This is a genomic window from Parendozoicomonas haliclonae, assembly GCF_900174585.1.
Taxonomy (GTDB): domain Bacteria; phylum Pseudomonadota; class Gammaproteobacteria; order Pseudomonadales; family Endozoicomonadaceae; genus Sansalvadorimonas; species Sansalvadorimonas haliclonae.
In genome coordinates, this window is the sequence record NZ_FWPT01000006.1 from 130,261 (window position 1) to 152,654 (window position 22,394).

Sequence of the window (22,394 nt, forward strand, 5' to 3'; positions counted from 1 at the left end):
AAATTATTTTTTTCGATCCATAAACGAGCGAGATGTACTGACTTGGAAGCGGGTGTTCTGAATTGATAAAGGCTGTACGGCTGAAGGAAGAGCTTTGGGCCCCAAAGATACACCAGAGTAGCTGATGCTTCGTACCCGGCTGCTCTCCTGCAGATCTGTGCCGTACTTTCCCCAGTTAGGGATCAGGGCTTCTGGAGCGAAGTCTTCTGCTGTCAGAAGCTGCGCAGGCTGAATTTCACCGGAAATGATAGCTGCCATAAGTCGTGTATTTTCAAGGTCAAAGTGCGTTTCACCGGTACCGATTGCGATCTGGGTGCGGGATGTGGGGGAACAATAGACAGACAGGCGAGTGAAATCGATTGGGTCAACGCCATCGGTTAGTGACAGCAGTTGTCTGGTTTGGTCATCTATCTTCGGTGCTGTTTGTTTGCTGATAACATCTTTTTTGGTGGCTCCTTCTCCTTCTTTGAGTGCTCTCTTTATTGGAGTTTTGGTCTCCAACATCAGTTGATGCACGTCGTAGGTCAGTCTGGGCATTGAGTCATCAAAAATAATGGTTTCAAAAATGGACTCCAGACCCGCTTGACCGACCAGGGCCGTCAACAGCTCCCGTTTTTTCTCCTTTGAAAGCGTTGCAAGCATGAGACGTATGCTTTCGTTATTAAGGGGCTTGCTGGTATTGGCCTGTTGTAACAGGAACAGGGTGAGCACCAGCTCATCGGTCAGATTCTCCAGAGGATCATGACTTTTCAGGATGCGGGACAGGAACTGACTGACTTCAGGTCGGCTGAAAAACACACCAAGGTCTTCTATCTCTGCGGGCAATACTGTTGCCGGTGGCAGGTATTCCAGATCCTTTGTGTTGTGAATGAACCATGCCGATATAGACGATAAGGCTTGGCTTATTACTGCCAGAATATATTCGAGCTGTTTGTGGTCTTTTGTTTGAGTGGCTTGTTCCCAGATTTCCGGCAGTCGGGTAACAAACGCTGGGAGCGGCCATTGGAGCGTCGGTGATTCAAAGCTTTCCGGTGCCCTATATCTGGCTTTAACCCGCCATTCCGCCAGTTGTTTAACCAGTGTGACCTGCGTATCCATCAGATTCAGATCCGCCATAAAGCCGGTATACAGAGGATGGCCAAGTATTAATGAAGACAGTTGATTAACCGTTGCAGCACCACCCTTAACAGGAATAGCTGTGTTCTTACTCGTTTGTACTTTCTTCAAGGAATCCAGAATGGTAGGTACATGATTTTGCCAGTCAACAATGCTGATCTTCTCCGTCTGGCAGGTAAGCAGAGCATCAATAATGTTAAAGAACTCTGTGCTGCAGCTCTGTGCTGACATTAGATGAGACAATTGTCGTCCAGGCTCCAGCTGCATGGCCTGGATGTCTGGAGTACTGGCTGTCATAAGGATTGAGGTGGATAGAGTCTGACTGTATTGGGCATCATCCCAGAATGCCGGTTCTTCTTTTGGGACAACGGCCATCCATAGTCCAGCCTGATGGGTCACTGTCAGCTCGGCTTCAGAATATTCGATCTCCGTACCTTTGGGTTGATAGACGGTATCTTCATCAACTGCTGACGATGCCGGACCAACACCAACATACTGCTGCCGTTTAATAAAGTTGGCTGAGCCCACACCATCGATGACACCGACTGCCCTTAAAGGCGCTATCTCTTCTTTTTTTCTGTGGACGCTATTTCGACCATCCTCTGCAGCAGGTTCTGGAATGATGATAAGCCGGCTTTTTTGGGATGACTGAAACCTGTGCTCTGTAAGTGGCGGTATAGGGAATGCATGTTGTAACTCTTTGCCAGGATCCAATAAAAGATCACTTTCCAGCTGACTCTTTAATTCTTCAAACAGCGCAAGCACCTTGCTTAGGTTTTCTTGTTGCAGTTTTTGATAATCATCAGGAGCTCCAATAATTTCCGGGGTTTGGATACCAAACATATAGCCACCGGCATAACCAAGAAATACCGGTGATGTTGTTTGAGCGGCCAGCCAGCGCGCTGTTCTTTGTGGTCCCATCATCTGGGTTTCCAGTTCATCATCAATAACCAGTATTTCAATATGCGGGTACAAATCACGTGCCGCCTGCTCTTGCTCCTTGCTGGCCTTAACGGAGGGGGAGGGCGTGGTAAGTTCGATTTCCATTGGAGGCGTATAACGATCGTCAACGGCTATCAGATCCTCATCATCTTCGTCCTCTGAAAGGCTTTCGAGCGTGACCTGATGCCGGTCATCCTTGTTTTCCTCATCCTCCTGCGGGATTGGCTCGCCTTTCCGAAAGTAGATGGTTACAAAGACTATTGGACGCTGAAGGATGGCTGGCGCAGCAAACGTTTGCAGCAGGTCAGGAGGTGTCGGGTTTTTCGGCAGCTGCTTTTTTTCGTTTGCGTTTAATGTTTCCAGTAACGTATCGAGCTTTGGATATTGTGTGGAAGCTGGCAGCAGGCTGTTGATGCCGCCCAATGGTGGGATATTTCCTGTCATTGGCGCGGTGAGTTCTGCAACTTCAATGTTGGCAACAGTTGCAGACTTCTCTTCCAGCCATTGTATAACGCTTTTTCGCAGGCTCACTGCTTCCAGGCCGGCAAGATCGGCAATAAGGGCCAGAGGACTGCTGCCGGGAGGTGGCAGGAGAACAGGTAAGCCTGTTGGTGTATGTTCGGCAGGAGCTGCTTCTGCCCCGGTCGGTGGTGGTTCATCAGTCTGTGTTGAAGGCATGATTCCCCGGAGTTGCCAGTAGGTTTTCCAGGCTTTGTTATCGGTATTGTTGGCGTGCAGAGAAAGGGAATAGAAAAGGCACAGAAACGTAGCCAGGGCAGCTATGCCAAGTGTTCGGTGCATGCCTATATCTGTTCAGATGGGAAAGGGGCGCAGAGTGTAGTTGGGGATAGGAACAGGTCGAGATGAATTATTAGACATTTCCGGCCTGAAAACTCAGGCCGGGAACTGTTCGTGTTATAACGTCAGGCTATATCGAGTTGAATCTCTTCGCCGGACTGCTCACTGGCACAGTTGTTCAGCAGAGAAACCAGCTCTTCACCATTGCTGTCGCAGATCCACAGCTGCTGCTCTTCATCAAAATCAAAGTGAAAACCACCACTGCGGGCGGCAACCCAGAGTTGGGTGAGAGCGGCCTGACGGCTGAGGATGATCTGGCTGCCATTCTCAAACGTTAAAGTGAGAATGCCGCCGGCGTTCTCATAATCAATATCGGTTTCTAATTCTTCGATCGCATCTTCAATGGCAATCATCAATTCGTCGATTTGATCGTTAAATTCATATTCGTTCATAAGGTAATTCGGTTATTCCAATTCATTAAATGCAGATGTTTTGGCTATCTGCCGATGCTGGGGTGGATTGTCGTACACAGAATCCCGGTGAGCAATCCAACAGACAATATTGTCGGAATTAATCGGTACTGTAGGTATCTGTCCTGCCTTTGATTACGCAGGTATACTGGATTGATATTGCGCGCAAATTATCGGGAGCTCATCATGAAACGCATACTGGCGTTTATCACACTGGGAATCTTGCTGGCAGGCTGTGGTCAGAAAGGGCCTTTATATCTGCCACCTGCAGACAGCGCCGGTTTCCAGCAGACTATTGAAGCCAAGTCTCCCGATGAAGGAGGCGTCAGTAGCTGATGAGCACGCAGTACTCCGATTTTTTCCCTCTGGTTGATGGTGCTCTGCAGGCCGAAGGTGTGCCTCTGCAGCAGATTGCAGAAACCGTAGGAACCCCAGCCTATATCTATTCTCGGGCCGCGATTGAATCCGCCTGGAACAGCTATGCCAAGCCGCTGGCTGATATCCCTCATCTGGTTTGCTTTGCCGTGAAATCCAACTCCAATCTGGGCGTGCTGAACGTTCTGGCGGAGCTGGGTGCCGGGTTCGATATTGTTTCCGTTGGTGAGCTGGAGCGGGTTCTGGCCGCTGGTGGCAATGCCGGTAAGGTGGTGTTCTCTGGTGTCGGCAAACAGGATCATGAAATGCGCCGCGCTCTGGAAGCCGGTGTGTTCTGCTTCAATATTGAATCCATCCCCGAGCTGGACCGGTTGCAGGCTATTGCCGCTGACATGGGTGTGACTGCTCGCATCTCCCTACGCGTAAACCCGAATGTGGATGCCCAGACCCACCCTTATATCTCTACCGGTCTGAAAGACAACAAGTTCGGTATCGATATTGAGCGCGCCGAAGAGATTTATCAGCGTGCCGACAGCCTGCCCAATATTGAAGTGACGGGTGTGGATTGCCATATCGGTTCCCAGCTGACGAGTCTTGATCCGTTCCTGGATGCGCTGGATATTCTGCTGGCACTGGTTGATAAGCTTGCAGCTCAGGGAATTGTTCTGTCCCACCTTGATCTGGGTGGTGGCCTTGGCGTCACCTACAAGGACGAACAGCCGCCTGAAACCGATGAATATATCCGCGCCGTTCATGAACGCATTGGTTCACGCAATCTGACTCTGGTGTTTGAACCGGGCCGTTCCATTGTCGCGAACGCAGGTGTGCTGCTGACCCGTGTTGAGCTGCTCAAGCATACCGAACATAAGAACTTCGCCATTATTGATGGCGCGATGAACGATCTGATCCGTCCGGCACTCTATGGTTCATGGCATGATATTTTGCCGGTGGTGCCACGTTCCGGTGAGGAACTGGCTTACGATATTGTTGGTCCGGTGTGTGAAACATCGGACTTCCTGGGTAAAGGGCGCGACTTGTGCCTGAAGGATGGAGACCTGCTGGCGGTGATGTCGGCAGGTGCTTATGGAATGGTAATGGCCTCCAATTTTAATACCCGTGGCCGGGCTGCCGAAGTGCTGGTATCCGGTCAGACTGCCGACATAGTTCGCCGTCGGGAAACGATTGCTGATCAGCTGTCGCTGGAATCTCTGCCGGGAGAAAACCCATGCTTCTGAAGTTCACCAAGATGCATGGTCTTGGCAACGATTTCATGGTGATTGATGGCGTCACCCAAAATGTGCGCCTGACGCCGGAGCAGATCAAAGAGCTGGGTGACCGGCACTTTGGCGTGGGTTTTGATCAGCTGCTGCTGGTGGAGCCGCCGGGTGATCCGGATATGGACTTCCGCTATCGCATCTTCAATGCCGATGGCAGTGAAGTGGAACAGTGTGGCAACGGTGCCCGTTGTTTTGCCCAGTTCGTTCGGGATCGCAAACTGACTGCCAGCCGGCGTATTCGTGTACAGACATCCAAAGGCAATATTGAACTGCGGGTTGGCATGGATGATGAAGTCACTGTCGATATGGGGCGCCCGGAACTGGAGCCTTATGAAATCCCGTTCAAGGCAGATCGTCAGTCCATTACCTACAAGCTGGAGATTGAAGGCCGGGAGCATGAAATCTCCGCGATTTCCATGGGCAACCCACATGCAGTATTGTTAGTAGACGATTGCAAAAATGCTCCGGTTGAGCTGCTGGGCCGTAAGATCCAGCGTCATGCGCGTTTCCCGGAAAACTGCAATGTTGGATTTATGGAAATCGTAAATCCGGGTGAGGTGAATCTTCGGGTTTATGAACGGGGTGTGGGAGAAACCCTGGCTTGTGGCACGGGAGCCTGTGCTGCAGTAGTCGCCGGACGTTTACAGGGGTTGTTGGAGCCCACTGTTAAAGTCACTCTTCCTGGCGGTTCGCTGACAATTACCTGGCGAGAGGAAGATCAGTCGGTACTGATGACAGGACCGGCTACGCGTGTCTACGAGGGACATATAAGGATATGAGCGACGACGGTCTGGAAATCCCCGTCCTGCTTTCGGAAGAACAGGTGGCCGAGTTTCTCTCGGCCAACCCTGAATTCTTTCGTGATCGGGATGAACTGCTTAGCAAACTGACCATCCCACATCAGCGTGGCGATGCTATCTCTCTGGTTGAACGACAGGTTTCTGTGTTGCGTGAACGCAATGCTGATCTGCGCGAACGCCTGAATAATCTGCTGAGTATTGCCCGGGATAACGACCGTCTGTTTGAGCGGGTGCGTCGATTGGTATTGTCAGTGATGGAAGCTCAGACTCTCGATTCTCTGATTGATGCTGTTGATGACAGCCTCTCCCACGATTTTCGCATTGAATACGTTAACCAGTTTCTGGTCTCGGACATCTTCCCTGGCGTTTCCCGGGTGGATTGTTATCCCAAGCAGGAGATTTGCAGCAATGTTGGAATCTCTGATTTGCTGGATGGCAATCGGGTTGTCTGTGGCAAGCTTAGAGAGAAGGAGTTGAAGTTCCTTTTCCCTAATCACTGGAAGCTGGTGAAATCCTCTGCGGTTGTTCCTCTGCACTGCCAAAGACCTTTGGGTGTGCTGGTTGTGGGCAGCCGGGATGAGGAAGACTTCCGGGTGGGTACCGGAACCGTTTATCTCAGCTTTATCGGTGAGGTTCTGTCTCGGGCTTTGGCGGACTTTATCCCCGTAAAAAGCACTTCTGAGACATCAGCTCCCGAGAAAATTTAAAGGTTCCCCGAGCCATCATGAGCTGTAAACAGCGCTCTCGCCAGCTGGATGCCTGGCTGGATTACCTTCGTTATGAGCGGCGACTGTCGCCCAATACCTGCTCTGCCTACCTGCGCGACCTTCATCGTCTTGAACAATCATTGGATGACAAGCAACGTTGGTCTGATGTTAAAGAATCCGATCTGAGGCAGTTAATGGGGGAGTTGAAGCTTGCAGGACTGGAGGCTCGCAGCCTTCATCGCTGGCTCTCGTCTATCCGAAGTTTTTACGACTTTCTGATTCGGGAAAATCTTTGCAAGCTCAACCCAGCTCGCAGTCTTCAGGCTCCCAAGCGCAGTAAGCCACTTCCGAAAACACTGGATACCGACCAGATTGCCAGCCTGCTGGATGTTGTTCCTGATTCGCCACTGGCTATCCGTGATCATGCCATTCTGGAACTCTTCTATTCAGCGGGAATGCGTCTTACGGAACTCTCCAGTCTTGACCGGTCAGATATCGATTTCAGTTCCGGTGAAGCCAAAGTGACTGGTAAGGGAAATAATGAACGCATAACTCATGTTGGCAGCAAGGCTGCGGAGTCCTTAAAACGCTGGCTTAAAGAGCGCAACGCGTTGATCAAAGATGGTGAAACTGCGTTGTTTGTTTCCCAGCATGGCAACCGCCTTAGCCAGCGACAGATTCAGGTACGGATTAAAGCCTGGGGCAAGAAGCATGGGCTGGATATTCCTCTGCATCCCCACATGCTGCGCCACTCTTTTGCCAGTCATATGCTGGAATCCAGTGGTGAACTGCGAGCTGTTCAGGAGTTGTTGGGACATAGTGATATCTCTACGACCCAGATCTATACCCATCTGGATTTCCAGCACCTTGCTGATGTGTACGACCGGGCACACCCCCGTGCCCGGAAGAAGAAATAACGCCGATTGAGAATAACGTTACCAGATCTCTATCCGGTGCTCAGGAGCACGGTACATTTTATCTCCTGATGCTACCGGATAAATCTTATAAAACAGCTCCAGATTCGACAGCACACCATTGACCCGAAACTGCGCTGGGGAGTGTTCGTCAGATTCAATATCATCCTTCAGGGCTGATGGCGTTTCTTTTGTGCGCCAGAGCTGGCCCCAGCCGAGGAGGAAGGTTTGGCTGTCTTCATCGGTCGGAGCTTTTCGCCCTAATGACAGGCGGTAAGCATCCCAGGCAATACTCAGACCACCAAGGTCGGCAATATTTTCTCCGAGTGTCTGCTGACCATCGATATGAACCTTGGGAAGCGGGAGATACTTGTCATATTGTTTGGCAAGCTGTTTAGACAGATTCTTGAAGGTCTTGAAGTCTTCCGGTTGCCACCAGTTAGTCAGACGCCCTTCGCCATCAAAGAAGCTACCGTTGTTATCAAAACCATGGGTCATCTCATGGCCAACTATGGCTCCCAGCGTACTGAAAAGAACGGCCGGATTAGCTGAAATATCAAACAACGGTGATTGCATAATGGCAGTAGTGACAACAATCTCATTACGGCTTGGATCGTAATAGGCGTTCACTGTCTGCGGTGTCATATCCCACAGGTCCTTGTCGGCCGGCTCATCCAGCTGCTTGATCATCTTGTCGTAACGGTTGTTGCGCAGATAGCTGATCATGCCAAACAGATCGGATTCGTCGGGCGTATATTGTGGTGTTTTTGGCCAGCGCAGAGGCTTGCCAACTTTGACATTAATCTTTTGCAGTTTGTCGAAGGCGGCCTGCTGGGTTTCCGCTGTCATCCAGTTGCGATGTTTGATCCTCTGGGCAAAGGCATCTCGCATATGGTGAACCATGTTGCGGCCCATCTTCTCCGTAGCGTGGTTCAGGTTTTTATCGGTGTAGAATCTTGCCAGTGGCCACTCCAGTAAGTCATTGCAAAGGTCTACAGCTCGTTTCTGGACATGGGTTGTTCTCTTGTAGCCGCCCAGCTCAACCTCATAATAAGTCAGATATTGTTGGGCCAGCTCTTCGCTCAGATAGGTGGCGTTGGTATCCAGCAGTTGCCAGATCATCCATGCCTGCCACTGCTCAAGAGAGTGCTTATGAAAGAGTTTTCCAAAGGATTTAAATGGATCCAGCGGACCAGTCACAATCCGCTGCTGGTTGGGAATGCCTGCCTCAGCGGCAAAGTCGCTCCAGGAAAATGATCCAAGAACATCAGACAGCTCTTCAACTGTGCTGACTTTAAAAATTTGTATGGGAGTGTCGGTATTGCCTGCGGGCAGATCATCCATGCCACTCTGGATAGTGTTAATCGCTTCAATGGCTTTAGGGATATTGGGAACGTTAACCGCCTGCAGCATCGTTGCCATCAGTTTAATCAGGCCTTTGGCATCGTCATCAATATCTGAGTCTTTCTGTGCTTTTATGGCCGTAACAGCACTTTCCGACTTTTTGAAATGCCTTTGGTTGGTTGTTTTTCTGAGTCGAAGAGTGGCATCGCTGGTATCCAGAAACACCATATTCAGATCAGGATTATCAACATCCGGCTGGACATCGATCATCAGTGGGCTACTGACACCTTTGCGCAGCAGTGTGGCAAACATGGCCGGCAATTCGTGCTTGGAGCGAAGATTCAGAATGGCATTAATATCATCCTGAATTGGTGCAAAACCCAGCTGGTTGCGTTGGTGTGTATCTCGGTAGCCTCGATAGAGGGCAAGCAGTTTGGCTTCATCTGTGGAAGGGGCGAAGTGCCCGCGCTGATCGAGATGTTCGAGAATATTGGTCAGATCACGGTCAACCTTGTTACCGACTGCGGTGAAATGGCTGACCTCTGTCTGGTTCTCAGGGATCTTTGTATGTTGCAGCCAGAGGCCATTGGCGTAGAGATAAAAGTCCTCTCCCGGCTGTACGGAATGATCAATAGCAGAGAGATCGGGCGTATGGTGTTTCTGTCGTGCGAAGGAGAGATTCGATATACACAGAGCAAAAACAACAAGAAGAAATGCCAGCCGAAATCTGGCTGGCAGGATAGGAGCGGTCATGACCTGAAACTCTCATGCCAGATTGGGCTTAAGAGCTTAGAAGAGAATCAAGAGAGAGCTTGCCGGCACCCCACAAAATATTTATTCCCAGAATCACACCCCAGAGAATATGCAGGGCAAGAGCGGCTGGAGCGATTTCTGCAAGGCTGATAACGGCGACAACATTTACCACCGAAAGCCCCAATGCCGAAAAGCGGGTGAGCAGGCCAGCAAACAGTAAAACGGGGAGTATCAGCTCTCCAGCTGTGCCCAGCCATGCTGCCACTTCTGGCGATAACAGGGGGACAGCATACTCAAGCTCGAACAGAAACAGTGTGGTTTCCCAGTCGTCTATTTTGGTTAGGCCTGAGGCGAAAAAGACCCAGCCAACATAAAGGCGCGCGGCTAGTAACGCCAGGGGCTGAAGGTTGTTGAACAAGCGTGAGAGAGCCTGGTCAAAACGGGCGGCCTGTCTGAGAGGTAACAGCAGGTTATTCATCATTGTTGTCCTTGTTCAATTTTTATATCTGGAAACCGGTAATGATCTGGTCGGCTATGGCTTCTGGCAGCCAGGTGTCGAAAGGGAAGTTGCTATTGTTTTCAAAAGCGGTGTCGAGGCTTTGTTCCTGCAGAATCGCATTCATCCATGCAGCTTCTGCAGGTGAGAGAAGCTTTACTTCAGCTTTCCAGTTTTTACGCCATAACAACGCGGTTTGTTTTTGATCTTGCTGAAGCAACTGCTTGAGATATTGGAGCTGCTCACTGGATGGCGAGCCAGCGTCGTGTATCTGATAGATATCCACAATGGGATAGTCGGATGTCATCAGGCGTGTCTGCTCATGGCATTGTAAAAAACCGTTGAGAGCATCTGGTGAGGCCAGCTGTTCAAACGACTGAGTATTGATAGTGACATGACCTGCACGCTCAATAGAGTGAACGGTCCAATCCAGCCGTGCACAATCAGCCAGATAAGGGTAGTGCTCTGTAATGGGGTGCTGTTCAAGCCAGCCTGGAAAGCTCTCCCCCCAGGCTGCCCAATCTCCACCAGTAAGCGGCAATGTTTTAATAAAACCCTGTGCCAGCTGAAAAAGGATACTTTCACCGACCAGCGCCGTAATCGTTGGATAGGTTATGGATAAGGAGCGAGCAGCGTTGGCCGCCAGGTTATTCTGGTAGATAGCCAGCCCTTCATTATCAAACTGTTCATCTGGCTTTTGGGAATAGATCGCTTGCAATAGAAGTGACTGTTGGCAGATTGTCATCAGGCTACCTCACAAATATTGAGTGTGCGATGAGCTATAGAACGCGCTTTGCGGGCCTCATCCATCAATGTTTGCCAGTCTGGGAGGTTGGTGTCCCATTCAATTAATGTGGGAACCGCACCAAAACGCTGAAGTGCCAGTTCATAGCCTTTCCAGACAATCTCGGAAGTAAAATAGCCATGGTCATCAACCATAAAGCGTCCAGCTTGATCGGGAGAACAGCCCGCCAAATGCAGCTCTCCTACAGCATGCTCCGGAATCTCATTCAGCCATTGCGATATAGCTGTTAATGGATTGGCATCCAATGTCGTGAGTGTATGGAGTTGATTGTTATGGGCGTTCACGGCCAGATTGTTGATATCTACCAGCAGTTGGCAACCGGTACTTTGGGTAAGTTCAGTCAGAAACTGGGTTTCCGAGAAGGTGCTTCCTTCCGGCGTGATGTAGGCAGAAAGGTTTTCAATCAGCAAGGTTCGTCCCAAACGCTCCTGAATGCGTTGCACATTGTCAGCCATACATTGCAGGGTGATCTGGTTAAAGGGGATTGGTAGCAAATCACCGGAATGCATAACCTGATGGTCGTTTGTTCCCCAGGTAAATGCGGCGTGCTCTGAAACCAGTAGTGGATCAATAACGTCTACCAGTTGTGCAAAATTGGTGAGGTGTTGATCCGGAATTCCGGCCAGTGATCCCAGCCCCATGGCGGTACCGTGGATGCTGACGGGATGTATGCTGGCGATGTCCTTGAGTATTGCAGTGGCAGCACTCTCGGGAGCAAAGAAGTTCTCTGCATGAACTTCTAGAAAATCGATAGAGTCAGGCCCGCCGGGATGACACTGCAGGGCATCCTGAAAATGCGGGTGCCGCAATCCAACGCCAACAGTGATTGGTGGTGAGTTTGGTAAATCGGTCATAAGCAAGGCCTGTCTATCAAGGCAGCAAAGGGCTTAGCCCTTCATTTCCTTTTGCTTTTTCAGCAGCTCTTTGGCTTGAGCCTTGCTGTAGCCACCCATTTCTTCACAGGTGCCAGCCTTCACAGCTTTCCAGTCATCAAGGGCGTTATCTGTCTTGGACTGGCCTGCGCAGGAGTGGGTACCGGAGATGTTGGCGCAGTCGTTCTGACCAGCTTTGGCAATGCCGTAGCACTTCTCTTTGGAAGCCGCCTGGGCTGTAGAGATGGCGCCGATGGAAAGGGCGGCAGCGAGACCAGCGGTAACGATGGCTTTCTTGTTCATTGGTGTATCCCTGTTTCTTTGAATTTATGGAGAGGCATTTGCGCCTCTCACAGGGAAATACCTGTGCTCAGTGGATATGGATTCACCTTGTCGTTAAAAAAATAGAAATTGCTTAAAAACCGGCGGGAGCCGGCTTTGGCAGTTATTAATTTCTGTGACCGATATCAGAGCGCAGGGCGAGTGTTTTGGGTGTGCTGGTTCCCATGCGGGTTTTCGCCTGCATGGTGTAGGAGCCTGGGGCCATCAGCCCATTAATAGCGACCCGGCCATAACGGTTTGTTTTAAGTGTCTGCTTCAGGTTGCCGCCATTGCCGTAAAGCATGACTTTGGCATTTCTGGCGGGACGGTCATCCTGAGTCACCAGTACATAGATCACACCTGTTTGGGCTCTTTGCACAATAGTTTCTGGCTGGGAGGCTTGGGCGGTGTTGAACAGAGGGAGCGCAAGAGTAGAAAGCAATACGGTTGGCAAAAACTTCATGGCAAGCTTCCCTCCTGGAAAGGAACGGTGTGGAATTAACGGCGCGGGTAACTGTAGATCATCATTGTGGGAATCAAAGCATCAACGACAGAGGTCTTTGAAAGCGGTTATCTCGACACAAAGAAGGGATTTCAATAGGCTAGTCTGATCGTTCATTCTGAATGCCTGCCACTCCATGATAAAACTCATCACCTTTGACCTAGACGACACCCTTTGGGATAACGGACCGGTTATCCGCAGGGCGATCCATGAAGGATATAGCTGGCTTCTGGAGCAGCACCCGGCGCTGGCCGAAGTTCACGATATTGTCTCCTTGAATGCGTTAAAGGATGAAATCAAAAACAGCACGCCTGAACTGGAGCACAGAGTCAGTGAAGTGCGCATCGTCGGTATTCAAAGAGCATTAATGGAGCTGGGTTACGGCGAATCGGAAGCTCGCCTTGCGGCCGAAGAGGCATTTGGTCATTTCCACCATTGGCGTCATCAGGTCGAGCTGTTTGAAGGTGTGCAGGAATGTCTGCAACAGCTTGCAGAGAATTACCGTCTGGCTGTTATTACCAACGGCAATGCCGATGTGAATCAACTCGGTCTTGGGCACTTTTTTGAGTTCAGCATTAATTCTGAAGAGATGAATCGCAGCAAACCTGATCCGATTATGTTTACCACGGCTTTGGAACGGGCTGGTGTGCTTCCGGAAGAAGCACTGCATGTTGGTGATAATTTAATCACCGATGTGAAAGGTGCGGCAGACGTCGGTATGAAAACTTTGTGGTTTAATCCTGAGCAGAAAGAATTGTTAGAAAATGATCGAATTCCGGATTTAGTTGTAAATTCGGTGTTGGATATGCCGCTAATGATTAAGTTGCTGTACAGATTTTGAGCAGTAGTAAAACTGTATGTTTTATAACGAAATAAAGTGAAAATTGCGGTAAGTAACTAGTAAAAACGGTTGTATTTCTGTTCAGTCTTGTTGGGTTTTCCTTTAGGATAATTGGGATAATCAAGGTGGTGACCGCACCCGGGTCACAGGACTATCACCCCAAAATAACCAACTCACAAGGTATCTTTATGCGTGCTGCACTAAAAAAAATGGCAACAGCCATTGCCATGAGTGCTGTAGCGGTGGCTGCTCAGGCAGAGATCAAGCCATCCGTTATCTATGATATGGGTGGTAAGTTTGACCGTTCTTTCAACCAGGCCAGCTACTCCGGTGCAGAAGCCTTCAAGAAAGAGCACGGAATCAACTACACCGACTTCGAGATTACCAATGAAGGTCAGCGTGAGCAGGTTATGCTGCGTTTCGCTCAGCGCGGTTACTCTCCAATCGTTGTTGCCGGTTTCCAGCAGGCTCCAATCGTTGCCAAGATTGCTCCTCAATTCCCTCATCTGAACTTTGTTACCATCGACGCTGTTGTTGATCTGCCAAACGTTCGCTCCGTTATCTTCAAAGAACACGAAGGCTCCTTCCTGGTTGGCGCTCTGGCTGCCATGAAGAGCAAGAACAACGCTGTAGGCTTTATCGGTGGTATGGACATCCCTCTGATCCGTAAGTTTGGTTGCGGCTATGAGCAGGGCGCCAAGTTTGTGAACAAGGATGCTCTGGTTATGCAGAACATGACCGGCACCACTCCTAGCGCCTGGAACGATCCAACCCGTGGTGGTGAGCTGGCCCGTGCCCAGTTCGAGAAAGGTGTAGACGTTGTCTTCGCTGCTGCTGGCGGCACCGGTGTTGGTGTTTACCAGACCGCAGCTGACGCTGGTAAGTACGCAATCGGCGTTGACTCCAACCAGAACTACCTGCACCCGGGCAAGATGCTGACCTCCATGGTTAAGCGTGTAGACCTGGCCACCAAAAACGCGTTTGAAGACGAGAAGAACGGTGAATTCTCCTACGGTCTGCAGGTGCTTGGTCTGGCAGAAGAAGGTGTGGCCTGGGCTCTGGACGAGCATAACAAAGGCCTCGTAACTGAAGAGGATATCAAGAAGATTGAAGATATCCGTCAGAAGATCATCGCTGGTGAAATCAAGGTTCATAACTACGAAGACACCGGCTCCTGCACTTACTAATTGTGTCGCAGGTTTGATGTAAGGAAGCAGCAGCTGGTCCGAGAGGGCAGCTGCTGTTCTTGCATAAGGGCGTGTTGAGTTTTTAGTTCTCGCCCTAAAAACAGGCTGTTTAATTTGGTTATTTAAAAGACCAGTCTTGAATAAAGACTGGGGTATCAAGTGTTATGACTCCAGCCATAGAACTCTCCTCCATTAATAAGCAGTTTGGTCCGGTTTGGGCCAACCGCGACATCGATCTCAAGATCATGCCGGGAACCATCCATGGGATTGTCGGCGAGAACGGTGCCGGTAAATCCACATTGATGTCGATACTCTATGGTTTCTATACCGCAGATTCCGGTGATATTCATGTGAATGGCCGCAAGGTCACTATCCGCAACAGCCACCATGCGATCGATCTGGGTATAGGGATGGTGCATCAGCACTTTATGCTGGTGGAAACCTTCACTGTCCTTGAGAATATTATGTTGGGTATGGAAGGCGGCAGTCTTCTGTTCAAGGCCCGCAGTCGTGCCCGTAAAGCACTGGAAGAAATTACTGAAAAGTACGGCCTGAACGTTGACCCTGATGCACTGGTTGGCGAATTGCCGGTTGGTCTGCAGCAGCGGGTCGAAATCCTGAAAGCTCTGTACCGTGGCGCCAAGGTTCTTATTCTCGACGAACCTACCAGCGTACTGACGCCTCAGGAAACCGGGCAGCTTTTTGAAATCCTGCGTACCTTGCGCAGTCAGGGTGTAACAGTTCTGATCATCACCCACAAACTCAAAGAAATTATGGCCATTACTGACAATGTTTCAGTAATGCGCGGTGGCTGCATGGTCGCTCATCGCCAGACTTCTGAAACCTCCACCACCGAGCTGGCCGAATTGATGGTTGGGCGGACTGTTCTGCTGCAGGTTGATAAAGAGGTTGCGGTACCGGGACGGACTCGCCTGAAGGTTGAAGGCCTGAGTTATACCGACGAGCGTGGTGTAAAACGTCTGAAAGACGTCAGCTTCCATGTACGTGCCGGTGAAATTCTGGGCCTGGCCGGTGTGACCGGTAATGGTCAGTCTGAGCTGATGAAAGTGCTGGCCGGTTCTCTGCCGCAGGACAGTGGTTCTTTCACTCTGGATACCTCAAACGGCGTCTACACATTCAATGTGAATGATTACCGTGATGCGGCGATGATGCGTGACTGCAGCGTTGGTCACGTACCGGAAAACCGTCTGGTGCAGGGTGTCGTGAAATCCTTCCCGGCTTCCGAGAACGCCATTCTTGGCTACCAGAACAAGGAAGAGTACGGCTCACCTTTGCTGGATCCTGCCAAGATCGTTGCGGCTACTGAAGAGATGATGGAAGCCTACGATGTGCGTCCTCGTCTGCCCGGCCTGAAAACCGCCAACTTCTCCGGTGGTAACCAGCAGAAACTGGTTCTGGCCCGGGAAATGATGAAAGAGCCTGAGCTGCTGCTGATCGGTCAGCCAACCCGCGGTGTTGATATCGGTGCGATTGAAGCCATTCACCGTAATCTGATTGATGCCCGTGATAAAGGCGCAGCCGTACTGCTGGTTTCTGTGGAACTGGATGAAATTATGTCGCTCTCCGACCGTATCATCGTTATGAACGATGGCATGATCACCGGGGAGGTGAACGCTGCAGATACCAATGAAATGGAACTTGGTTTGTTAATGACTTCGACTAACCGTAAAGACGACGAGGCTATGGCAACCGCTGTTGAAACCCCAAAAGCGGAGGCAGTCGCATGAATCCGGTTATGGCAGAGAGCCCGGCATGGGTTCGCGTTGCACTGATTCCTTTTTTACAGCTGGTTCTGGCGCTGGCGATTTCCAGCCTTGTGGTGTTGATCATCGGTGAAGACCCGATTCACGCCTTCCAGGTGATGATCCGTGGTGCAACCAACACCGATTTTGGTGGTATCAGTAACACCCTTTATTACGCGACAAACTTCATCTTTACCGGTCTTGCGGTAGCTGTCGCTTTCCACGCCGGCTTGTTCAATATCGGTGGTGAAGGCCAGGTTTATGTGGCCGGTCTGGCTGTGGCTCTGCTGTGCTTGGCTTTGGACAGCACGCTAAACGCCTGGTTTATGGCGCCGCTGATCATCATCGGCACTGCGTTGTTTGGTGCGATCTGGGGTGCGGTTCCCGGCTACCTTCAGGCCCGCCGTGGTTCTCACATTGTTGTGACCACCATTATGTTCAACTACATCGCCATGGCTTTCATGAGCTACATGCTGGTTGAATATATCTCCAAGCTGGGTGGTAACTCGACGGACAGCCGCTACTGGAATGCCGAAGCGGTTATTCCAAAGATGCATGAGATCAGTTCCAGCTTTCCATACTCCCTGCTGAATCCGACCATCCTTCTGGCTCTGGGCGTAAGTGCTGCGGTTTGGGTTCTGATCTGGCGTACCCGTTTAGGCTTTGCCATTCGTACCGTGGGCAGCAACCCTGAAGCGGCCAAGTATGCCGGTATTGATGCGGGTCGTATCATCATTATCACTATGGCGATTTCTGGTGCACTGGCCGGGATGATGGCGGTGAATGAAGTGTATGCAGCCCAGAGTCGTCTGATTCTGAACTTCCCTAACGGTGCCGGCTTTATGGGGATCGCGGTTGCTCTGATGGGCCGTAACCACCCGGTTGGTATTGTCTTTGCGGCTCTGTTGTTTGGAGCGATGAATCAGGGCGGTACGGAGCTTCAGTTTGAGATTCCAAGCATCAGTCCGCAGGTGGTTCTGGTTATCCAGGCGCTTGTCGTCTTCTTTACCGGTGCTCTGGATCAGCTGTTGCGTGGTCCGATTGAGAACTGGTTCCAGCGTCGGGCAATTGCCCGTTCACAGCAAGCGGCAGCGCAAGGTTAACGGGGAGAAACACGATGGAAATGTTTGATCAGCTTTTCTCCCTGCTGGGAGCCACGATCCGGATGGCGACGCCGCTGATCTTTGCGGCGATGGCGGGTATCTTCTCCGAGCGTTCCGGTATCATCGACATCAGCCTTGAAGGTAAGATGCTGATGTCTGCGTTTGCGGCGGCTGTCGTCAGCTATGAGACCGGCTCTCCGATCTTTGGTCTGGGCGCAGCGTTGTTTATCAGTATGATGCTCTCTCTGCTGCACGGTTATGCTTCCATTACCCAGAAAGGTAACCAGACTATTTCCGGTCTGGCGGTTAACTTCCTGGCTTCCGGTCTGACCGTAACTTTGGGACATGCCTGGTACAGTCAGGGTGGTCTGACTCCAGCACTGAAGAATGAGCAGCGTTTTACTGCCATTGATCTGCCGGGTGCAGAGTGGATGGGTGAGAATATTCCGGTACTGGGTTCCTTCTACGAGAGGGTTCTGTCCGGGCACAATATTCTCGTTTATCTGGCGTTTGTGGCAGCAGCTGTCTCTTTCTGGGTTCTGTTCCGTTCCCGCTTTGGTCTGCGTCTGCGGGCGACGGGTGAAGAGCCGAACGCGGTAGACAGTGCGGGTATTTCCGTAGCCTGGGTACGTTACCGTGCGATTCTGATTGCTGGTAGTCTGGCTGGTTTCGCCGGTGCCTATCTTTCGATTGCTCAGAACGCGTCGTTTATTCGTGAGATGACATCCGGTCGGGGTTACATCGCGCTGGCTGCGGTTATCTTCGGTAAGTGGCACCCTCGCGGCGCATTGCTGGCATGTCTGCTGTTTGGTTTCCTGCAGGCGCTGGAAACCCGGATGCAGAATGTCGAGCTGCCGCTGGTCGGTGAGCTGCCAACCCAGTTGTTCTCTGCGATTCCTTACATCATCACAGTGGTGTTGCTGGCTGGCTTTATCGGTAAGGCGATTGCGCCGAAAGCCATTGGCCGCCCTTATGTGAAAGAGCGTTAATAACGCTTGAGCAAAACAAAAGGCGTTGGGAGCACTTTGAAGAGAAGTGACCTCAACGCCTTTTTTGTTGGAGCTTCGATCTTTATTTAGGATGCGAGCGCTTCATAACCCTGTTCCCAGAAGGCCACTTCCATGCAGGTCGCGCTTCGGAAAATCTTCTTGATACGTGCTGCACTGCGGCTGTCGTCTGGAATCTCAGCCAGCAGCTCATCCAGCTGTTCCTGCGAGGCCTGCACGCCTGCCTGATACTCTTCACCGTTGTAGGTTTCGATCCATTCCCGGTAAGGGTTACCTTCCCACACGGTATTCGGGCTGTTGGCCAGCCAGCGACCAATATGACCGTAACCAATGGAGCAAGGTGCCAAGGCAGCGTACAAATCGGTCAGTGAGCCGGATTGCCCAGCATCGAGAACCAAACGAGTGTAAGCCACGGTTCCAGTCGCTTCTGGAATATTCATCATATCCTGTTCGGTCAGTCCCCACTGCTCGCAATACTCAACATGCAGGCGGGTTTCGTGGCTGATCAGACCGTGCAGAGCTTCCAGCGGTTTACGCATTTCGGCAAAGTTATCGCTCTTATAAACCGCCAGTGCATAAGCCCGGGAGAACTGGATCAGAAACAGATAATCCTGCTCAAGGTAGTGCTGGAACACTTCCTTTGGCAGAGTGCCATTCCCCAGCTCTATCAGAAAACGGTGGCGGGTATAGTCATTCCAGTCCTGCTGGCAGCTGGCAATCAGGTCGGCTGTGTTCATGGCTTAGTGTCTCCAGAGATCAGCAAAGTGGTGAACAGGGCCATGGCCATGACCGATCTTCAGTTCGTCTGCATGGGCGATCGCATTGGCAATGTAGCGCTTGGCATAATCAACAGCGGCATGCAGTTCAAAACCTCGTGCCAGCAGTGCTGTGATCGCAGACGACAGGGTGCAGCCGGTACCATGGGTGTTTTCGGTGTGATAGCGAGGTGAGGTCAGACGATGCAGGGCTTTGCCATCATGGAACAGATCGACACTTTCCTCGCCGCCATGTTCACTGTTGCAGAGGTGGCCACCTTTCAGCAGAACCGAGCGTGAGCCGAGAGCCAGCAGCGGCTCGATCATGGCTTCCATCTCTTCCATACTTTGCGGAACTGGCTGATTAAGAAGAACCGTCGCTTCCGGCAGGTTGGGAGTGATCACTGTTGCCATTGGGATCAGGCTCTCTTTAAGAGCAGCAATGGCATCATCCTGCAGCAGCTTGTCGCCACTGGTTGCCACCATCACTGGATCAACCACCAATAGCTCTGTCTGGTTCTTCAGACCTTCAACGACAGCGTGAATCACACTGGCCTGGCTCAGCATGCCCACTTTGACAGCCTTCACGCTGATATCGGAAAAGACCGAATCCATCTGCGCCCGGATAAATTCCGGCGTCACATCAAAGATGCCCTGTACACCCTGAGTATTCTGGGCGGTCAGAGCTGTAATCACCGAGCATCCGTAAGCACCCAGAGCGGAAAAGGTTTTCAAATCAGCCTGGATTCCGGCGCCGCCACCGCTGTCCGAGCCGGCAATGGTCAGAGCGATGGGTGTTGTATGGGGAAGATGTTGAGCCATAACTATCCGAGCACATTATTGTTTGCGTACCTGATTTTAGGGAGAGCACTTCTCAGGAACAAGGCACTGAGGGCAAGAGAGGGCTAAATTTAAAAATGTAGGGAATACCGGAAGGAAGGACTCCTTGGATAGCTTGCCACCAGACTCTTCTCCCAGAATGAGGCGCCACGCCCGGCAGCTGAGGAATACTTTAAGAAATGCCTTGAAAGCCCTGCGCTTATCCTCAGGGCGTACAGTTGATGTTGTCAGTCGCTCTGAAACTGACCCGTCTGAAAGCAGCCAGAACGCCACGAAACATTCTACCGCCGGAAAAATGCTGGTGAAGCGTGAGAGTGATATCAGTGCACTTTCATCTGTTAATGTCAGCCCAGATAGAAGCCCTCTGTTAAGACGTTCGACCAGTTCTCTGAGTAGCAAAGAGTCCGGCGACTCAGGCATTGCGTCAACTCCAGAGGAAGGCGAAGAGCCGTTTCATGTTATCAAGGTGGCCGCTAAGAACCCTCTGGGGAATGTTCCGGAACCACAGCCTTATGCTGAGCGCCATTTGGGGGAAGGGTCTCTGGAGAGTGTTGATGTCAGGCGCACAGGCTATGGGCTGACCAGGGAGGAATGTATTGATCCCAAGCCGTCACTGTTGAAGAGGTTTCAGCAGAGAGTGCCGCTTTCCTATGCAGACCTGCGCGTAAAGTCACTCATGTATGTTTTTCTTCACCAGCACAACCCAGATGTTATCCCGTTTGAGTGGGTTCCCGAGTTTATGGGGTTTGCTGAAGCTATGACTCCTATTGGAGGAGAGGGAAGTTGTGAGCTGATGAGTTACTCCACCTGGTCTGATGCCTTCGGTTTTATGATGCAGGAGGTGAATAAAAAAGGTGGGGCCTACAGTTCGCTGACCGAGTTGATGATTGAATATCTGCGATTGAGCGGGGAAAAGGCCATCTACAGGGGAATTATTTTAAAAAGCCTGAGCGCCAAGATTAACCGGGAGCTTTTTGCCGGCAGCGTTCACGGGCATTTTCATCTTTTTACGACCGACCAGCTAAAGCATTTACTGAAAGGTGATGATCAGGACGTTCTGTATCAAAACAACCGCGATCTGGTGGAATCTACACCAACAGGACAGCTGATTAAGCAACATCTCAAGTATGCCAAGCCTTCCAAAGACTCTGGGTCAGAAGATAAGGCCAATACAGAAAGTGAGCAGTACAAGAGCCTGAAGAAGGCCTATTTCGATATTCTGGATGCAACCGGTGGAGAGTGGGCTCGATTATGTCACCCAGCTCTGAAAGGCATGCTGGCTCTTATTCATGAGCGAGAACAGGATGCCTCTCAATTTCCGCACAGCCTGCGTGCTCAACTGGAAAACTCCCAGCATGTGGCTTTGAGTGAGCGGGAGGCTCAACGGCTTGAACTCATGATGGAGGGTATGCCGAGACCAATGCAAAGCCGTGAAAACCTGGACAATCTGGTCAATACCGTCGCCTATGGCATTGGTGAATCTTATGGAAAGAAAACCGGTGCAGAATCCGGGGACGAGTCGGTGAAAATTGCGCTGTCGGAATCATTGCGACGTGCCAGTGAAGTGGACCTCTATCATCTGGATGAAAGCGATGATGTCTGGGATGAACTGGAACCCTTAAGCGACTGGATTTTTTTGACCCTTCGTATTGCCAGTATGGATCCGAAAGTAAGGCCGCAGATGGAGATGCTGTGGGCTCAGCGTTTCAAGGAGTATATGCTGTCGCGCTTTGTTGATGCCATTGTTGAAGGTCATGCCGCTCAGGCATTCGAGCGGCAGAAGAAAGCCATGCAGGGCGCTCCGGATTATTATTTCACCGAGTCTCCCTCTATTCAGACGGCTGAGCTTAAAAACCTGAAAGTCTATCTGGCACGTAAACCTGAGCAGTTTGAAACGATCTGCCAAACCATCTTCTCCCGAATCGCTGGCTCCCCTGAAGCCCGCTGGCTGCAGACTCAGGAGCGTTTGTGGGCACAGAGGGATTTGGCCAACATTTCCGTTAACTATCAGCTCCGAAGTGGTCCTGGTGTGGACAATCTATACAAGACACTGAGTCGTGAGCTGAACCTTATCTGGCCATTTCTGGAACAGAAAGAAGATGGAAGCGTATGGCTTGATCAGTTTTTGCCCACGCCTAGAGACTGTAGGAAGGGAGTGTTGCTCGCTGTGAAACAGCATCCGGAGATCTGTGCCGACTCTTACAAGAAACTTTTCAAGACCCCAGATAGACAACACCCCGCACGAGGCGGGGTGTAAAAGGAAGCAAATTTATTATTCTTATTGTTGGTCTTCTTCTTTTTCTAACTTGTCTACTTTGCAGGAATTTCTTTTTCTTCGGACTTTATTATTTTTATTAATGTCCGCTTTTGGCCTGCAGGGTGATTCTCTTGGTGGAACCTTTACCC

Annotated in this window: 20 protein-coding genes and 1 pseudogene; 11 read left to right on the top strand and 10 right to left on the bottom strand. The window is 50.9% G+C overall.

The genetic code is table 11. From position 1 onward, the window contains the following. Positions 1–3 precede the first annotated feature (3 nt). Together EHSB41UT_RS13835 and cyaY are read right to left on the bottom strand one after the other, a co-directional pair. Positions 4–2,859: a hypothetical protein gene (locus EHSB41UT_RS13835; RefSeq protein ID WP_087110829.1), complete on the bottom strand. Its 2,856-nt coding sequence runs from the start codon at positions 2,857–2,859 to the stop codon at positions 4–6. A gap of 122 nt (positions 2,860–2,981) precedes the next feature. Continuing rightward, positions 2,982–3,308, bottom strand: a complete 327-nt coding sequence (gene cyaY / locus EHSB41UT_RS13840; protein ID WP_087110831.1) for an iron donor protein CyaY — start codon at positions 3,306–3,308, stop codon at positions 2,982–2,984. Positions 3,309–3,512: 204 nt separating this feature from the next. Here cyaY and lptM point away from each other — a divergent pair. From lptM to xerC, 5 genes and pseudogenes are all read left to right on the top strand, one after another. Further along, positions 3,513–3,620, top strand: a pseudogene (lptM, locus tag EHSB41UT_RS13845) (LPS translocon maturation chaperone LptM); the annotation flags it as partial. A gap of 41 nt (positions 3,621–3,661) precedes the next feature. Next, entirely contained in the window at positions 3,662–4,936 is a 1,275-nt protein-coding gene (lysA, locus tag EHSB41UT_RS13850; protein ID WP_087110835.1) for a diaminopimelate decarboxylase, read from the top strand. After that, entirely contained in the window at positions 4,927–5,757 is an 831-nt protein-coding gene (gene dapF / locus EHSB41UT_RS13855) for a diaminopimelate epimerase (protein ID WP_087110837.1), read from the top strand. The genes lysA and dapF overlap by 10 nt, the downstream gene beginning before the upstream one ends. After that, complete coding sequence (locus EHSB41UT_RS13860; RefSeq protein WP_087110838.1) at positions 5,754–6,485, top strand: DUF484 family protein; 732 nt, start codon at positions 5,754–5,756, stop codon at positions 6,483–6,485. The genes dapF and EHSB41UT_RS13860 overlap by 4 nt, the downstream gene beginning before the upstream one ends. Positions 6,486–6,502: 17 nt before the next feature. Further along, the gene (gene xerC / locus EHSB41UT_RS13865; RefSeq protein WP_087110840.1) at positions 6,503–7,402 is read left to right on the top strand and encodes a tyrosine recombinase XerC; all 900 of its coding nucleotides are present in this window, start codon (positions 6,503–6,505) and stop codon (positions 7,400–7,402) included. Between the two features lie 18 nt (positions 7,403–7,420). Here the strand turns inward: xerC and EHSB41UT_RS13870 are convergent, their stop codons facing one another. From EHSB41UT_RS13870 to EHSB41UT_RS13895, 6 genes are all read right to left on the bottom strand, one after another. After that, a complete protein-coding gene (locus EHSB41UT_RS13870) occupies positions 7,421–9,496 on the bottom strand; it encodes a M13-type metalloendopeptidase (protein ID WP_087110842.1) in 2,076 nt (691 codons plus the stop codon). Between the two features lie 28 nt (positions 9,497–9,524). After that, the gene (locus EHSB41UT_RS13875) at positions 9,525–9,977 is read right to left on the bottom strand and encodes a DoxX family protein (RefSeq protein ID WP_242667313.1); all 453 of its coding nucleotides are present in this window, start codon (positions 9,975–9,977) and stop codon (positions 9,525–9,527) included. Between the two features lie 19 nt (positions 9,978–9,996). Beyond that, positions 9,997–10,737, bottom strand: a complete 741-nt coding sequence (locus EHSB41UT_RS13880; RefSeq protein WP_087110844.1) for an HvfC/BufC N-terminal domain-containing protein — start codon at positions 10,735–10,737, stop codon at positions 9,997–9,999. Further along, positions 10,737–11,651: an MbnB/TglH/ChrH family RiPP precursor modification enzyme gene (locus EHSB41UT_RS13885; protein WP_087110846.1), complete on the bottom strand. Its 915-nt coding sequence runs from the start codon at positions 11,649–11,651 to the stop codon at positions 10,737–10,739. The genes EHSB41UT_RS13880 and EHSB41UT_RS13885 overlap by 1 nt, the downstream gene beginning before the upstream one ends. 33 nt (positions 11,652–11,684) lie before the next feature. Beyond that, positions 11,685–11,972 carry a BufA1 family periplasmic bufferin-type metallophore gene (locus EHSB41UT_RS13890; RefSeq protein WP_087110848.1) on the bottom strand — a complete coding sequence of 96 codons (288 nt, stop codon included), beginning with the start codon at positions 11,970–11,972 and terminating at the stop codon, positions 11,685–11,687. A 145-nt stretch (positions 11,973–12,117) separates the two neighbouring features. Beyond that, positions 12,118–12,453: a hypothetical protein gene (locus EHSB41UT_RS13895; RefSeq protein WP_087110850.1), complete on the bottom strand. Its 336-nt coding sequence runs from the start codon at positions 12,451–12,453 to the stop codon at positions 12,118–12,120. Between the two features lie 175 nt (positions 12,454–12,628). On the opposite strand from EHSB41UT_RS13895, the gene EHSB41UT_RS13900 reads away from it, so the two are divergent. The 5 genes from EHSB41UT_RS13900 to EHSB41UT_RS13920 all read left to right on the top strand — a co-directional run bounded on the left by EHSB41UT_RS13900 (position 12,629) and on the right by EHSB41UT_RS13920 (position 18,375). After that, positions 12,629–13,333, top strand: a complete 705-nt coding sequence (locus tag EHSB41UT_RS13900) for an HAD-IA family hydrolase (RefSeq protein ID WP_087110853.1) — start codon at positions 12,629–12,631, stop codon at positions 13,331–13,333. 188 nt (positions 13,334–13,521) lie between these two features. Continuing rightward, complete coding sequence (locus EHSB41UT_RS13905; RefSeq protein WP_087110855.1) at positions 13,522–14,520, top strand: BMP family lipoprotein; 999 nt, start codon at positions 13,522–13,524, stop codon at positions 14,518–14,520. A gap of 164 nt (positions 14,521–14,684) precedes the next feature. Next, complete coding sequence (locus EHSB41UT_RS13910; protein ID WP_087110857.1) at positions 14,685–16,268, top strand: ABC transporter ATP-binding protein; 1,584 nt, start codon at positions 14,685–14,687, stop codon at positions 16,266–16,268. Then, complete coding sequence (locus tag EHSB41UT_RS13915; protein WP_087110859.1) at positions 16,265–17,386, top strand: ABC transporter permease; 1,122 nt, start codon at positions 16,265–16,267, stop codon at positions 17,384–17,386. The genes EHSB41UT_RS13910 and EHSB41UT_RS13915 overlap by 4 nt, the downstream gene beginning before the upstream one ends. A gap of 14 nt (positions 17,387–17,400) precedes the next feature. Beyond that, positions 17,401–18,375: an ABC transporter permease gene (locus EHSB41UT_RS13920; RefSeq protein ID WP_087110861.1), complete on the top strand. Its 975-nt coding sequence runs from the start codon at positions 17,401–17,403 to the stop codon at positions 18,373–18,375. 86 nt (positions 18,376–18,461) lie between these two features. Here EHSB41UT_RS13920 and tenA read toward each other — a convergent pair whose 3' ends face one another. After that, positions 18,462–19,130: a thiaminase II gene (tenA, locus tag EHSB41UT_RS13925; protein ID WP_087110863.1), complete on the bottom strand. Its 669-nt coding sequence runs from the start codon at positions 19,128–19,130 to the stop codon at positions 18,462–18,464. Between the two features lie 3 nt (positions 19,131–19,133). Continuing rightward, entirely contained in the window at positions 19,134–19,970 is an 837-nt protein-coding gene (gene thiD, locus EHSB41UT_RS13930; protein WP_087110865.1) for a bifunctional hydroxymethylpyrimidine kinase/phosphomethylpyrimidine kinase, read from the bottom strand. Positions 19,971–20,172: 202 nt separating this feature from the next. Between thiD and EHSB41UT_RS13935 the strand changes: the two genes are divergently transcribed. Further along, positions 20,173–22,245 carry a hypothetical protein gene (locus EHSB41UT_RS13935; protein WP_087110867.1) on the top strand — a complete coding sequence of 691 codons (2,073 nt, stop codon included), beginning with the start codon at positions 20,173–20,175 and terminating at the stop codon, positions 22,243–22,245. The last annotated feature ends 149 nt before the right edge of the window (positions 22,246–22,394 follow it).